Origin of the sequence: Puia dinghuensis, from assembly GCF_014642875.1 — a bacterium.
In the GTDB taxonomy this organism is placed as follows: domain Bacteria; phylum Bacteroidota; class Bacteroidia; order Chitinophagales; family Chitinophagaceae; genus Puia; species Puia dinghuensis.
The window spans coordinates 52,338-65,659 of the sequence record NZ_BMJC01000004.1 but is presented as its reverse complement, the minus strand read 5'-3'; the positions used below and the strand labels follow the sequence as shown (position 1 = coordinate 65,659).

Below are 13,322 nucleotides of genomic sequence, written 5' to 3'. Positions count from 1 at the left end.
TAACTTGCTCACAAACATTGAAATCAATGAAGATCCTTAAGATTATCCTCCCTATAGCCCTCGCCTTTTGTTTCACCGGTTGTCTCGATGTCGATGAGCAGATAGACGTAAAGAAAGATGGCAGCGGCCAGATGACCGAAGACATGGACATGAGCCAGATGATCGATATTCTGCAAACCTATATGGGAAAAGACGAAATGTCGAAGAAGGGGCTCCAGAACATGGACACCACCATCTATCTGAAAGATATCGTGGACACGATCTCCAGTTTCAGCGCCGAGAAAAAAGCGCTTCTCCGGCCCGCCAGCGTTCATATAAAACTGGATATGGATGGCAAGGTCTTCAAGACCCGCATGGTTTTTCCTTTCACCAGCCAGGAGAACCTGCAAAAATTGTATGCTGTTATGAGCGACGGCTCCTCCCTTGGCAATGCAAAGCTGTTTGGCAATCTCGGAGGCGATGAAGGCGGAAATGGCGGCAACGGCCAAAGCCCCGATCTCAGCCAGTTCACCAACATCTACGATTTTAAATGCAAGGACGGGCTGATGTCCAAACGCGTCAATAAGGAAAAGTGGAAGGCTCTCGCCGATAATCCCCAGGTAGCGCAGATGAAACAGGCCTCGCAGATGGGAATGGATATCAATTATACCACCACGATCCTGTTGCCCAGGCCGGTGAAAAAGATCGACAACCCCAATGCGAAATTGTCGGATGATAAAAAAGCAGTCACGATGAAATACAATTTCAGCGACGCACTCGATCATCCCGAGCAGTTTGAATATACCATCGAATATTAGTATATTTCGGCATGACCAGACCCTACTCCTACTGTACCATCCTGCTCGCCCTTTCCTTGTTCGCCTGCCATCAAGGCCAGCCCAGCGCTTCCGGCAACGCGGCCGGCATTCCCGATCGCCTTGCATCGGCCGTCACCGGCACTTATACGGGCCATTATAGCAAGGGCCTCATCACCCTGGTGATCAATTACATTGGCGGTAACATCGCCTCCGGTTACGATATCCACAAGGGCCTCCGCCGCAATCTCAACGGGCAGGTAGAACAAAATGGCGCCCGGCTCTCCTTCGTACTGAAAGAGCCTGGTGGCAATCCCTACGACGGGACATTCTTCCTTTCCTTCGACACGGCTACCAACAAGCTCAGCGGGAAATGGGTGCCTGCCGACAGCACCAAGGCCCATTCGGGTCCGCTTCAGGTCGCCCGATTGAGCGACTCTGCCGGGTCCGGGTCCGGGCCCGGGGACCAATACGGCGGGGCATGGGGCGGCGATCTGGGCACGCTTAACTTTCTCTCGAAGGGAGTTTGCACGCTGGATTACTACCCCAGCAAAGGGGACAATTCCCAGGTTATCACCGTAAGAGGCAGCTATGAGGCAAACGGGGATACTGTTCGGATCGAATGGCAGCGTAACGACCGGACACCCACGCTCAATATGAAGCTGATCTACAAGCATGGCGTGGAATCCACGGATTCGACTGCCAGTGCGCTCCCCAGGCTGATAGGAAAGAACGTGAAGTTTGAATTAATCCCTGACGCGGGATGAGAAGGCGACTATTCCTCCGGGTATCGCTACTGCTGGCCCTGGCCTTCTTCTCTTTTCTCATGATCCGCCTTACGCTCCCGTATGCGGCTATGCGCCCGAATATCAACTTTCTGCGTACCAAGGAACGCATCTATCATATCGGATATTGGCGCATTAGCTTCTACACGCATGTATTCACCAGCTGCCTGGTGCTGATAGCAGGATTCACGCAATTCGCTCCCCGGCTGCTCGTTCGCAAGCCTCAAATCCATCGTGTTATGGGCTGGGCCTATCTACTCACGGTAACGATGGTCAGCGGTCCCGCCGCCTTTGTCATGGCCCTGTATGCCAATGGCGGCCTCCCTGCCAGGGCGAGCTTTACGTTGTTGTCTGTTCTTTGGATAACCTTCACCGCTTGTGCCGGCTATTATGCCATCCGCAAGCGGTTTACCCTGCATGGGGCCTTTATGTTCAGAAGCTATGCGCTGACCCTCTCGGCCATCACGCTTCGTGGATATACCTATCTTATCGACCTGACCACTCTTCCCTTCACCCCCCGCGATATCTATATCACGACGGCGTGGCTCAGCTGGGTGCCGAACCTCATTCTGGCCGAGATCCTCATCCGCAATGGCTGGGTGGAGAAGGTATATCGGATGCCGCAGCCAACACTTCAGCGGCCTAGCGTAGAGCCATAGGAGCATTTAGCTGCTCGAGCTTCCCATTAGCCGCAATGTGGAAGTCTTTTGGCGTCTGTGGGTCCTCGCGGATGATGGGATTGTTATCATATCCCGCTGAATCCGGGTTGTTCTTAAACACATGCGTATATTCCTGCACCCGGAATTGCAGGCTGGGCTGGATGCTGAATACCATAAAGGGATACGCCGCACCGGCCTGGCCGGCAACCGGCATCCGGTCGACGATCTTCCCCTGATGGTCATAGGTAGCGAGTGTATAGAGCGGTATCGACGCGGTATCAGCGCCGCCATCACTTTCATATTGCTCACAATAAAGCAAGGCTACATAAGCAGGGGATTTTTGGATCGTGGCCACATAATAATAGACCTCCCCGCCTTCTCGGGAGAAGTGCGCACTCCGCATGTCGGGGATGAACTTTTCATATTGAAAATCGATATAGTTGACATTTTCATTATATGGATGGTTGCTTATCCAGCTGCGGTCGATCGTCAAGGGTAGCTGAACTTCAGGAAACTGTCCTGTATAGGCATCCCAAAGGGATTTCCCGGGGTCCTTCACCGCGCCGCCGCTGAGGGCATTGACAAACACCGCCTGGAATTCACCAAGCCGCATCTCGTTCGGGAACAGGCTCTGCTGGAGAAACTGGTTGGGATGCGCATACCCCATCTGGATAGCGAGCTCCATATAGTGGATGGCATGCGCGTCGTTTGAAGTATGATCATCCTGATAAGCAGGTCTGTGCGCATAGGCGTAGGCATACCGGAACATCACATTGGCAAGAGGAGTGTACCCCAGTTTCTCCGCGATGGACAATGCCTGGATGCCCTCGTTATACTGACGTGTCGCAAGCAGCGCACCGGCGAGATCGAAATAGGCCTTGGCGGTAGGCTTCAACAGGATGGCAGATTTATATAGCCGGATGCCTCCTGTGCTGTCTTTCTTGTACAACGCGGCCGCTTCCTCCAGTTTCTGGCGGGCTGCTTTTTCATCACCGCCGGCAGCCGCCATTCGGACGGTGTCGATCGTATATATGGTAGTTTCTGTAAGAGAGATGGCGGGGAGACTGTTATGACAGGAAGCGAACAGGATGGTCCCGGCGAGCGATAAGGAATACAACAGTTTCATGGTCAAGGGTTGTGTCGCCCAAGATAGCAAATTTTTCCTGGTATCAAAATGGTAAAGCTACGTTAACTTTGCACTCTTATGATAGAAACAGATTTCCTGGTTATAGGCTCCGGCATCGCAGGGCTGAGCTATGCCCTTAAAGTGGCGCAGCACTATCCGGAGAAGAAGGTGCTCATCATCACCAAGACCCGCATCGATGAGACCAACACCAAATACGCCCAGGGCGGCATCGCCGGTGTCACCGACTTCGAACATGACAGCTACGAAAAACATATCCAGGACACCCTCGTCGCGGGTGACGGGCTTTGCAACCCCCGTACGGTGGAGATCGTTGTAACAGAAGGTCCGGCCCGTATCCGGGAGATCATCGACTGGGGCACCCGGTTCGACAAGGATTCCGAAGGCGACTTCAAACTGGGAAAGGAAGGCGGTCACTCGGAATTCCGCATCCTTCATCACAAGGATGTCACCGGTAAAGAAATAGAGCGGGCGCTGCTCGAAACAGTCGGTAAGCAAAAGAATATCCAGATCATCAAGCACTGGTTTGTCCTCGATCTGATAACCCAGCACCATCTTGGCTACCTCGTCACCAAGTCTACCCCGGACATTGAATGTTATGGCGTCTATGCCCTCGATCAGCAGACAAATAAGATCGTAAAGATCCTTTCCCGTATCACCCTTCTTGCCACCGGCGGCAACGGTCAGGCTTACCGGACGACCACCAATCCCAAGATCGCTACCGGCGACGGCGTGGCGATGGTCTACCGGGCCAAAGGCCGGATAGAGAATATGGAATTCATTCAATTCCACCCTACCGCACTTTATGAACCGGGCGTCAGCCCTTCTTTCCTCATCACCGAAGCCGTACGCGGTGACGGCGGCATCCTGCGCAACAGTAAGGAAGAAGCCTTTATGGAGCGGTATGATCAACGAAAAGACCTTGCTCCCCGTGACATCGTGGCCCGCGCCATCGATAGCGAGATGAAGCGTGAGGGTACCGAACATGTCTGGCTCGACTGCCACCATATGGATAACGCGAAATTCATCGAACATTTCCCCAACATTTATGCAAAGTGTAAGTCTATCGGTGTCGATGTCGCCACCCAGATGATCCCCGTGGCGCCGGCGGCACACTATAGCTGTGGCGGCATCAAGGTCGACGAATGGGGCCGGACGTCTATCAACAACTTATACGCCTGCGGAGAATGTTCTTCCACAGGACTGCACGGCGCCAACCGGCTTGCCAGCAATTCCCTGCTGGAAGCGCTTGTCTTTTCCCACCGTTGTTTCCTGGATGGCATTGCGCGGGTGGACAGCGTCGCCTTCAAGGAGAATGTCCCGGATTGGAATGCCGAAGGGACAACGGAGCCGGCAGAGATGATCCTCATCACCCAAAGCGGAAAAGAGCTGCAATCGGTGATGAGCGACTACGTGGGCATCGTCCGCACTCATGTCCGTCTGCAACGCGCGATGAAACGACTCGATCTGCTGCATGAAGAAATAGAGTCCCTGTATGAGACCACGGCGGTGTCACCCCAGTTATGTGAGGTGAGGAATCTCATCACAGTCGGCTATCTCATCGTAAAAGAAGCGGCCTTCAGAAAAGAAAGCCGGGGTCTGCACTATAACACGGATTACCCGAAAAAGAGTGTGATATTGCAAAATATCGTATTATAAGTAAGCCCGAATGCCCAGCACTCCCTCTTCCACACCGGCCATAAGCCGCGCCATGATCCTGGCCGCGGGCCTGGGCACCCGCTTTAAGCCCTGGACCGACCTGCATCCGAAGGCCCTGGCACCCGTCAACGGCAAGTCTCTGCTGCAACGCAACATCGAATACCTGCAACGCTTTGGCATCCGTGATGTCGTGGTCAATGTTCATCATTTTGCCGGCCAGATCATCGAAGCGTTGACGGTCAATAAGGGTTGGGGGAGCCATTTTATCATCAGCGATGAGTCGGCGGAAGTGCTGGAAACCGGCGGCGGACTGAAAAAGGCCCAATCCTGGCTGGAGGGGGAACCCTTTGTGCTGATCAACGTAGATATCCTCACGGACATGGACCTCTCCGCGATGATCGCAGATCATTTCCGCCATCGTCCCCTGGCTACCCTGGCTGTCACCGGCCGCAAGACCTCCCGCTATTTTTTATTCGATGCCCGGGATGAATTACGCGGCTGGCGGAATGTGCAGACGGGACAAGAGCGGCTGGCGCGACAGGGTGAGAAAGCGGGCCTGCTCGTTCAAAAAGCCTTTAGCGGCATCCATGTCATCGACCCCGCCATCTTCCCGCTCATCGGCCGGGAAGGTAAGTTCTCTATGGTGGATGCCTACCTCGACCTTGCCGCCACGCAAACTATCCGTGGGTTCGATCACAGTCACTCACGGCTCATCGATGTCGGCAGACCCGCTTCGGCGGAAGAGGCCGCAAAGCTTTTCCCTTAGGCCCCACTTCCACGCTCTACCCCCGGCTGCGGTGCTCATTATATAAACATTAATTCTTCCGGCAAGGCCGCCTGCACCTTTGGAAGAGTATAATTTTATCCATTATGAGAAAGCTCGCATTTGCCCTTTTCGCCATTTGTCTCGGCGCCGCCACCCACGCTCAAAAAGTACTGTTGCCCAACGGCTGGACACTCTCTCCCGCCGGGCACTCATCACTCCAATTGGGCGACCTCCCGCTCGACATAGCCGTATCTTCCTCCGGCAAATACGTGGCGGTGACCAACAACGGTCAAAGCACCCAGACCCTGCAGCTCATCGATGTAGCAGGGGAGAAACAGATCGACAGCGTCATCATCCCCAAATCCTGGCTGGGACTTGCCTTCAGCGCAGAAGATAAATGGCTGTATGCTTCGGGCGGCAATGATAATATGATCCTCCGTTATGCGGTGAACACGCGGCCCTCTGCCGGTCATCCTGGCCTGGCATTGACTGACAGCATCGTCCTGGGAAAGAAATGGCCCGAAAAGATATCTCCCGCAGGGCTGGCGATAGACGATAGCAGGGGACTGCTTTACGTAGTGACAAAAGAAAACAACTCCCTGTACATCGCCGATCTTAACACGCGGGCCGTCGTCCAGCGTTTTGATCTCGGCGGCGAAGGCTACACATGTCATCTCTCCCGCAATAAGAAAGAGTTGTATATCACCTGCTGGGGATGTGACAAGCTGCTCGTCTTCGACACGGAGAAACGCAGTTTTACCAGCGAGATCCCCGTCGGGGACAATCCCAACGACATCTGCCTGACAAAGGACGGCCGCTGGCTGTTCGTTGCTAATGCCAATGATAACAGCGTATCAGTGATCGATGTCCGCAACAGGAAAGTGGTGGAAACGCTAAATGCGGCGCTCTACCCGGATGCCCCTCCCGGGTCTACTACCAATGCGCTGGCGCTGTCGGGCGATGATAAAACATTGTATGTGGCGAATGCGGATAACAACTGCCTGGCGGTTTTCGATGTCCACCAACCGGGGTCGGCAAGCTCGAAGGGTTTCATTCCTGTGGGCTGGTATCCTACCGCCGTAAAGGTTATCGGTAAGACCATCTGGGTTGCCAATGGCAAGGGATTGACTTCCCTCGCCAATCCTTACGGCCCGAACCCTTACGCCCGCCGGGAGGAAGTGAATTACCGGCAGGGTGATCTCAAGCGGGAACATCCCGTTCAATACATCGGGGGATTATTCAAAGGCGTCATGAGCATTATCCCCGAGCCGGATGCAAAAACGCTTGGCGACTACTCGGCCCTCGTCTACCAGAATACACCCTATACCAAAAATGGCGAACTGCAGGCGAAGGGTGAGGCCGGTAACCCCGTACCTATGAAGGTCGGTGACACCTCACCGGTGAAATATGTTTTTTATGTGATAAAGGAGAACAGAACCTATGACCAGGTGTTGGGCGACATAAAAGAAGGGAATGGAGACACCAGCCTGGTGCTGTTTGGAGAGCATGTTACCCCGAATCAGCATGCTATCGCGCGGGAGTTTGTCCTGCTGGACAACTTCTATGTCGATGCGGAGGTCAGTATGGATGGCCATAGCTGGAGCATGGGCGGATATGCTAACGATTACCTGGAAAAAACCTGGGTCACCAGTTATGGCGGCCGTGGCGGCACCTATGACGGCGAGGGCAACCGCGCCATCGCGAATAATAAAGGCGGGTACATCTGGGACCATTGCCAGCGGGCCGGGGTCTCCTACAGAACATATGGGGAATTTGCCGACGATGCCCTGAAGCCGAATATTCCTGTACTCATCGGTCATACCTGCCTGTATTACAGGGGCTGGGATCTGGGTTTCTATGACACCGCCCGCGTCACTCAATGGGAACGGGATTTCGACTCCCTGGTAGCTGCGGGTGCGCTGCCACATATGAATACTGTTCGATTCGGAAATGACCACACTGAAGGGTTGAGGAAAGGAAGGCTTACTCCCTTTGCGCATGTGGCGGACAACGATCTGGCGGTAGGGGAATTCCTCGAACACCTGAGTCAAAGCCCGGTGTGGAAGGAGAGCGTAGTGTTCATCCTGGAAGACGATGCGCAGAATGGCCCCGACCATGTGGATGCACATCGGAGCACAGCCTATATTGCGGGCGGAATGATAAAAAGGCATTTTGTAGATCATACACCCTATTCAACCACCTCCATGCTCCGGACGATGGAGCTGATCCTGGGCGTACCACCCATGTCTCAATATGATGCGGCGGCTACGCCGATGTGGAGGTGCTTTGCAACGACACCCGATCTCACTCCGTTTCGGTCATTACCGGCCAATATCGATCTCCGCGAGACGAATACGGCTTCGAATGAATGGTCCAGGAGATCTTCTGCTATCGACCTTACGCGGGAAGACCGGGTCCCCGATCGGCTCTTCAACGAGATTCTGTGGAAAGGCATAAAGGGCGATCAGTCGCCCTTGCCTGCGCCCAACCGGGCGGCTTTTGTGAGAGCCTCCAGGGAGACGGAATAAATTATTTTGACAGCAAGGCAAAAGGAAGTCAACTATCTTTAACTATGAAATTTTGTAGTTAAATTTGGTTCAAGCCCACTGCTAATACTTTGATCAAAGACTTTACACCTCTTGAAAGAACAGACTTGTTTCAGAAGAAACCATGTGTTTATATTTACCGATTACCTGTTCTTATCTAACCGATAAGACCTCTCTATGCTAAAAGGTCGTGACCGTCTCAAATGTAATATGAGGCACCCTTTCTTTCATTTCGTGTTTTTACCACCAGGGAGGAGGTTGATCTTTTGAGTTTGGAAGTTTTGTATATACAAACCATAATTTTTGGGTATCAGGCATTAAAGGATTGTCATAAAAGGCTGAAAATGAAAAGCGTCGAACAGATACCTCTGCCTGGGTTATTGAATTTCTTGATTTGTATATACAAAACTTGAAATTTGCGTTTTGCAACCCCTATTAAAGAGAGAGGCCGTCTCGATTAACTTGGAGACGGCCTCGGCTTTTTGTTCTTTATGGGATTGGAGATGTTTTAATTAACGCCTATGCCAGTGATTCTCGCTTTCGTATCGTTCATGGTCGAATTGCCGGCCACGGAAATAGCCGCGATGTTCTCTTTCGAAGCGATGATGCCAGTGCTCGTAATACGGACGGTCGTGGTCGTGGCCATGCCATGCCCGATAGGTATAATAGGTGGCGCCGGGATAATCCCTTTCATAGATGCCCACACGTACATGCGTCTGGGCACTGGCCGGTCTTACAGCCAGCAAACTTGCGATGATGAGACCAAGTGCAAACAACTTCGTTTTCATAAACTGGAATTTTTAATTAGAAGATTGTTTTAAATAGGGATGCAATAACGATGCCTGCAAATAACGAAAAAGCCGCCTGCATTGAAGCAAAGCGGCCTTTTAACATTTAACGTTTTATTTAGTCCCTGTCCTCTCTGTCCTTGTACCAGCCTCTGTGCCAACCGTGGTCGTGGTGCCAATCACGGTCGTGATCTTCGTGCCATTCGTGTTCGCGCCATTCATGACCCCGCCAACCGTGATCACGTCCACACCTGTCGTAGTCGAAGCGACCGCCGTAGTAATACCCACCGTAGTCTCTTTCGAAGTAAGGCCGGTAGTGTTCGAAGTAAACCCGGTCACGATAGTGGCCGCACCAGGCAGGGTAGGTATAGTAAGCATAGCCGGGGAAGTCTGATTCACAAACTTGAGGCGCTGCATAATATCCACCATCATATACAGGAGCGGGCTGTTCATAAACTACAGGGGCCGGCGCTACATACACTCTCGGGCCGGGGATACGGAAACCGACATGCGCACTTACAAACACCTGGGAATAACCTTTGGTTGCTATGAGGCTGGCGGCTATAACGGCAGAAAGAATGAATAACTTTTTCATAACTGTAGATTTTTAAGTGAGCGGATGTTTCATTTCTGTTTACATCCTTGTATATAGGATAGCCAAAAGGCTGCCGGATTTAATCCCCTGCTGTTAAAAATAATATAAAGGAAGTATCCTAAGTGGCTGCATGTTAATCAGTTGTTATCATCCGCTCTCCTGTCCGCGTCGGCTGCCTCATTCTGATGCCCTCCGGCCGATGCCCGCCCGCAACGGCCACCCCATTCCTGTTTGAATTTTTCTCTTTCTTCCGGTGTCATGTTCATCCACTTCTCTCTCATCTTATTCCGCATGCGCATTCTCGGGCCACCGCCGCGAAAACCGCTGAACAATATCTTGGTAAGGACAAGCAGTCCAAGCGCCTGCCAGAAGGTGATCACCGGAAGGTGAAAGAGCTCCGGCATAAGAGCATTCCACAGCAACATTACAATGCTGCCAAAGAGGAAAATGCCGAGAATGGCCAGGACAATAAAGCCGGCTACTTTGCGTGCCCAAAAAGAACGTCTCATATCTTGTTTCATTTAATGTTCAATAATTTCGTGATAAAGGGTTAGCAGTCGCTCCCGCAGGTGGAGGACGGCATATCGCTTCCTGGAGATGAGCGTGTTCACCTTTTCCCCCGTCAGTTCGGCTATCTCTTTAAAGGACAGGTCTCCCAGTTCGTTCCAGACAAAGACGGCCCGCTGTTCTTCGGGCAGCTCATCCAGCGCCTCCTGCAATGTCTTCCAGAAAAGCGCCCGCAGATTGACTGTCTCGGGGTTCTGGCTGTTGTCCAGCAGGATGCCGGCAAGGTCTGATGCGCTCCCGTCACTGTCGGTATCCAGCAAAAAATCGAGGGATTCGGGTTTCTTCTTCCGATAACGGTCGATGATCTTATTCCGGGCTACGGCAAAGAGCCAGCCGCTCATCTGCTCTATCGGTTCGGTGTCCACCGTTGTCGTCAGCTGATACCAGACATCCTGCAAAATATCTTTCGCATCGGCTTCATTGCCGACACGTTGCCGGATAAAGCTCAGCAGTCGCTTGCCAAAGCGGCTGACAACCGAAGCGATATTTTTACCTGCGGCGGAAGGCATAACCGGTGATATCGGAACAGAGTCGCTCATCTATATATAGGTAGACGGGCGACCCGAACGAATATTTTATTTTCTACAAAATTATTTGACTCCTTTCAATTCCTCCCACCTCGTGCTATGCCGGCGGCTCCGGAGCTCCTGGCGCATCTTCCAATCCTTGTTCATCCCCGAAGCGCCGAATTTTACGCTGTCGTCCCGCATGGCGAAATTGATGTTGTCGATGGTATGCATGAGGAAGCGGTGCTGGTTCTCCGCGGGTGGCACGAAGAGGTTGCCCTGGATGGAACCATCGGGGACGAGGCCGCTGAGCATAACGCCCGCTTTTTTATAGGACTTGCCTTCTTCGAACAGCTGATCTACCAGGCCGGTAGCGGCTTTTATAAGCTCATGGGTTAGGCAGCTGGGATGGGGGAGGGTGGTATAGCTGCTGATGGTGGGGCCATGCCGGAAATAGGTGGAATGAGATTGTTCTTTTGCAACGATGAATACGCTCACGACGCCGGCCGCGCTCTGTTGCCGGCGTAGTTTTTCGGCACTCCGGGAAATATAGGTAGCAACGGCTTCTTTTATTTCTGTGACGGAGGTGACGGGACGGCCGAACATCCGGGTCGTGGCGATCATCTTTTTATCGACGAGCTCTTCTTCCATGAAAATGGCGGGAAGGCCTTTCAATTCCCTGATGAGACGCACGCCTACTACCCCGCCCAGGTGGGAATGCGCCCATTCCTCGGGCATATTACTCAGCTCCCAGGCGCTGGTGATCCCCTGGTTGATCAGTTTGACGGCATAGGCCCCGCCGATGCCCCAAAGATCGTCCACCCGGGTCTGTTGCAGCGCCAGCCGTTGTTCTTCGGCCGTGGCAATAACGGTGACACAACTGCTGGCGATCTTGTCTTTTTTTGCAAGCCGGTTGGCAAGTTTGGCCAGGGTCTTGGTCGGCGCCACCCCGATGCTCACCGGGATGCCCGTCCATTGCTCCACCGTGGTCTTGATATGCCGGGCGTGATCGACCAGCTGATCTTCGGGTACGTCGCTGAGGTCCATAAAAGCTTCATCGACGGAATAGACCTCGACCTTGCTTCTGTCGCCAGCCAGTGTCCGCAGCGTCTCCATCACCCGGTAGCTCAGGTCGCCATAGAGATGGTAGTTGGAAGAGAATACGGCGATGCCGTGTTTTTCGATGATATGCCGGGCCTCGAAATAAGGCACCGCCATCCCGACGCCCAACGCCCGCGCCTCATCACTGCGAGAGACGATACAGCCGTCATTATTGCTGAGCACGACGACAGGCTTGTTCCGGAGATCGGGCCTGAACAGCCGCTCGCAGCTGCAGTAAAAACTATTGCAATCGACTATCGCCGTCATAATGCATGGATGACATAAGTGACTACCCCCCAGATGGAGAATTCGGCGCCGGAGATATCGACATCGATGGGGGATAGCTTTGGCGTTTCCGGCACGAGGCGGAGCTTGTTCAGATTCTTCTCCAGCCGGCGGATCAGCATCTCGCCATTGAGCGTGGCGATCACCACCTTCCCGCTCACCGCCTTCACACTACGGTCTACGATGACCACATCGCCATTGAAGATGCCGGCCCCCGTCATGGCATCACCACTCACCCGCATAAAAAAAGTGGCGGGCTTGTTGCGGATAAGCTGCTCATTGAGGTCGATACCCCTTTCCATATAATCATCCGCCGCCGCGCCAAAGCCGGTTGCATTGGCTGTCGGGACATCCCATTGAGTGAAACGCTTCGTCCCCTTATAGTTCATACCGGTGAATTGCTCGAGTTCCATAAAATGCCCCTCCCAGGGAGAAAAATAAAAATTGGAAAAACTAATTTATTTAGTAAATTTATGCTAAATTATTGATCGACTAAAATCTTTTTTATGGAAACCGGGTTAGCAAGAACATCTTTTTCAGCAGTCGCCCCACCGGGGCTTGGGATACCCTCCCGCCGCGCTGAATACCTGCTGGTTATCTATCCTTATGGCGACCTGCAGGACAAGTTGCTGGAAGCGCAGCAGCAGTTTTCGACCGAATATGGGCTACAGGTGACGGTGCGCAACCGGCCGCATATCACCGTGGCGGCTTTTCAGGCGGGCGAACCGATGGAGGATACGCTCATCCGCTGGATACAGCGCATCTGCAAGCACTTTAACAGCTTTGACCTTACGCTCAACAATTTCAGCGGCTTTCCCCCACATACGATCTATTTACGCGTACAGGACCCGCAGCCTTTTCGCGATCTGATGCGGCAGCTGAGGGCGATAGATGATTACATCCGCAGCAGCGGCTGTCCGCCGGTAAACCTCATCAGCCGGCCCTATCTGAGCATCGCCGGGGGATTGACCGAACAGGTTTATAATAAGGCGATGCCCGACTATTCCCGAAAAACCTTCCACGATACCTTTCATGTAGACCAGCTGGTGTTGCTGAAGCGCGAGCATGCTTTCGACGCCTGTAAGACAGTGAACATCTTCCGGCTTCAACCCGATAAAATCAATTAG

General features: G+C 53.0%; 14 protein-coding genes. 7 read left to right on the top strand and 7 right to left on the bottom strand.

Translation table 11 applies throughout. The features are described from left to right. Positions 1–26: 26 nt before the first annotated feature. From IEY39_RS18000 to IEY39_RS17990, 3 genes are read left to right on the top strand one after another with little or no spacing between them, the layout of a single operon-like run. Positions 27–797: a hypothetical protein gene (locus tag IEY39_RS18000; RefSeq protein ID WP_188934134.1), complete on the top strand. Its 771-nt coding sequence runs from the start codon at positions 27–29 to the stop codon at positions 795–797. Between the two features lie 11 nt (positions 798–808). Further along, the gene (locus IEY39_RS17995) at positions 809–1,561 is read left to right on the top strand and encodes a hypothetical protein (RefSeq protein WP_188934132.1); all 753 of its coding nucleotides are present in this window, start codon (positions 809–811) and stop codon (positions 1,559–1,561) included. Continuing rightward, the gene (locus tag IEY39_RS17990; protein WP_188934130.1) at positions 1,558–2,238 is read left to right on the top strand and encodes a DUF2306 domain-containing protein; all 681 of its coding nucleotides are present in this window, start codon (positions 1,558–1,560) and stop codon (positions 2,236–2,238) included. The genes IEY39_RS17995 and IEY39_RS17990 overlap by 4 nt, the downstream gene beginning before the upstream one ends. Here the strand turns inward: IEY39_RS17990 and IEY39_RS17985 are convergent. Next, complete coding sequence (locus tag IEY39_RS17985; RefSeq protein ID WP_188934128.1) at positions 2,222–3,364, bottom strand: hypothetical protein; 1,143 nt, start codon at positions 3,362–3,364, stop codon at positions 2,222–2,224. The genes IEY39_RS17990 and IEY39_RS17985 overlap by 17 nt on opposite strands. A gap of 78 nt (positions 3,365–3,442) precedes the next feature. Here IEY39_RS17985 and nadB point away from each other — a divergent pair, with 78 nt between their 5' ends. From nadB to IEY39_RS17970, 3 genes are all read left to right on the top strand, one after another. Continuing rightward, entirely contained in the window at positions 3,443–5,041 is a 1,599-nt protein-coding gene (gene nadB / locus IEY39_RS17980) for an L-aspartate oxidase (protein WP_188934126.1), read from the top strand. Positions 5,042–5,051: 10 nt separating this feature from the next. Further along, positions 5,052–5,807 (top strand): nucleotidyltransferase family protein, encoded by a 756-nt coding sequence (locus IEY39_RS17975; protein WP_188934124.1) that lies wholly within the window; start codon positions 5,052–5,054, stop codon positions 5,805–5,807. A gap of 104 nt (positions 5,808–5,911) precedes the next feature. After that, positions 5,912–8,335, top strand: a complete 2,424-nt coding sequence (locus tag IEY39_RS17970; RefSeq protein ID WP_188934123.1) for a bifunctional YncE family protein/alkaline phosphatase family protein — start codon at positions 5,912–5,914, stop codon at positions 8,333–8,335. 530 nt (positions 8,336–8,865) lie between these two features. Here IEY39_RS17970 and IEY39_RS17965 read toward each other — a convergent pair. From IEY39_RS17965 to IEY39_RS17940, 6 genes are all read right to left on the bottom strand, one after another. Beyond that, positions 8,866–9,141, bottom strand: a complete 276-nt coding sequence (locus tag IEY39_RS17965) for a hypothetical protein (protein WP_188934121.1) — start codon at positions 9,139–9,141, stop codon at positions 8,866–8,868. Between the two features lie 118 nt (positions 9,142–9,259). Continuing rightward, positions 9,260–9,736, bottom strand: coding sequence for a hypothetical protein (locus tag IEY39_RS17960; protein ID WP_188934119.1), 477 nt, complete (start codon positions 9,734–9,736; stop codon positions 9,260–9,262). A 137-nt stretch (positions 9,737–9,873) separates the two neighbouring features. Beyond that, positions 9,874–10,245: a hypothetical protein gene (locus IEY39_RS17955; protein WP_188934117.1), complete on the bottom strand. Its 372-nt coding sequence runs from the start codon at positions 10,243–10,245 to the stop codon at positions 9,874–9,876. A 12-nt stretch (positions 10,246–10,257) separates the two neighbouring features. Further along, on the bottom strand, positions 10,258–10,842 hold the full coding sequence (locus IEY39_RS17950; RefSeq protein WP_188934115.1) for an RNA polymerase sigma factor: 585 nt from the start codon (positions 10,840–10,842) through the stop codon (positions 10,258–10,260). Between the two features lie 51 nt (positions 10,843–10,893). Continuing rightward, the gene (locus IEY39_RS17945; protein ID WP_188934113.1) at positions 10,894–12,177 is read right to left on the bottom strand and encodes a Y-family DNA polymerase; all 1,284 of its coding nucleotides are present in this window, start codon (positions 12,175–12,177) and stop codon (positions 10,894–10,896) included. Beyond that, a complete protein-coding gene (locus tag IEY39_RS17940) occupies positions 12,174–12,608 on the bottom strand; it encodes a LexA family protein (protein ID WP_188934111.1) in 435 nt (144 codons plus the stop codon). Before IEY39_RS17940 ends, IEY39_RS17945 begins: the two co-directional genes overlap by 4 nt. 93 nt (positions 12,609–12,701) lie before the next feature. Here IEY39_RS17940 and IEY39_RS17935 point away from each other — a divergent pair, with 93 nt between their 5' ends. Next, positions 12,702–13,322, top strand: a complete 621-nt coding sequence (locus IEY39_RS17935; protein ID WP_188934109.1) for a 2'-5' RNA ligase family protein — start codon at positions 12,702–12,704, stop codon at positions 13,320–13,322.

Bases quoted from the DNA above. Each gene is read 5' to 3' on its own strand.
- IEY39_RS18000 (WP_188934134.1), top strand. From the start codon at position 27: ATGAAGATCCTTAAGATTATCCTCCCTATAGCCCTCGCCTTTTGTTTC.
- IEY39_RS17995 (WP_188934132.1), top strand. From the start codon at position 809: ATGACCAGACCCTACTCCTACTGTACCATCCTGCTCGCCCTTTCCTTG.
- IEY39_RS17990 (WP_188934130.1), top strand. From the start codon at position 1,558: ATGAGAAGGCGACTATTCCTCCGGGTATCGCTACTGCTGGCCCTGGCC.
- IEY39_RS17985 (WP_188934128.1), bottom strand. From the start codon at position 3,364: ATGAAACTGTTGTATTCCTTATCGCTCGCCGGGACCATCCTGTTCGCT.
- nadB (WP_188934126.1), top strand. From the start codon at position 3,443: ATGATAGAAACAGATTTCCTGGTTATAGGCTCCGGCATCGCAGGGCTG.
- IEY39_RS17975 (WP_188934124.1), top strand. From the start codon at position 5,052: ATGCCCAGCACTCCCTCTTCCACACCGGCCATAAGCCGCGCCATGATC.
- IEY39_RS17970 (WP_188934123.1), top strand. From the start codon at position 5,912: ATGAGAAAGCTCGCATTTGCCCTTTTCGCCATTTGTCTCGGCGCCGCC.
- IEY39_RS17965 (WP_188934121.1), bottom strand. From the start codon at position 9,141: ATGAAAACGAAGTTGTTTGCACTTGGTCTCATCATCGCAAGTTTGCTG.
- IEY39_RS17960 (WP_188934119.1), bottom strand. From the start codon at position 9,736: ATGAAAAAGTTATTCATTCTTTCTGCCGTTATAGCCGCCAGCCTCATA.
- IEY39_RS17955 (WP_188934117.1), bottom strand. From the start codon at position 10,245: ATGAGACGTTCTTTTTGGGCACGCAAAGTAGCCGGCTTTATTGTCCTG.
- IEY39_RS17950 (WP_188934115.1), bottom strand. From the start codon at position 10,842: ATGAGCGACTCTGTTCCGATATCACCGGTTATGCCTTCCGCCGCAGGT.
- IEY39_RS17945 (WP_188934113.1), bottom strand. From the start codon at position 12,177: ATGACGGCGATAGTCGATTGCAATAGTTTTTACTGCAGCTGCGAGCGG.
- IEY39_RS17940 (WP_188934111.1), bottom strand. From the start codon at position 12,608: ATGGAACTCGAGCAATTCACCGGTATGAACTATAAGGGGACGAAGCGT.
- IEY39_RS17935 (WP_188934109.1), top strand. From the start codon at position 12,702: ATGGAAACCGGGTTAGCAAGAACATCTTTTTCAGCAGTCGCCCCACCG.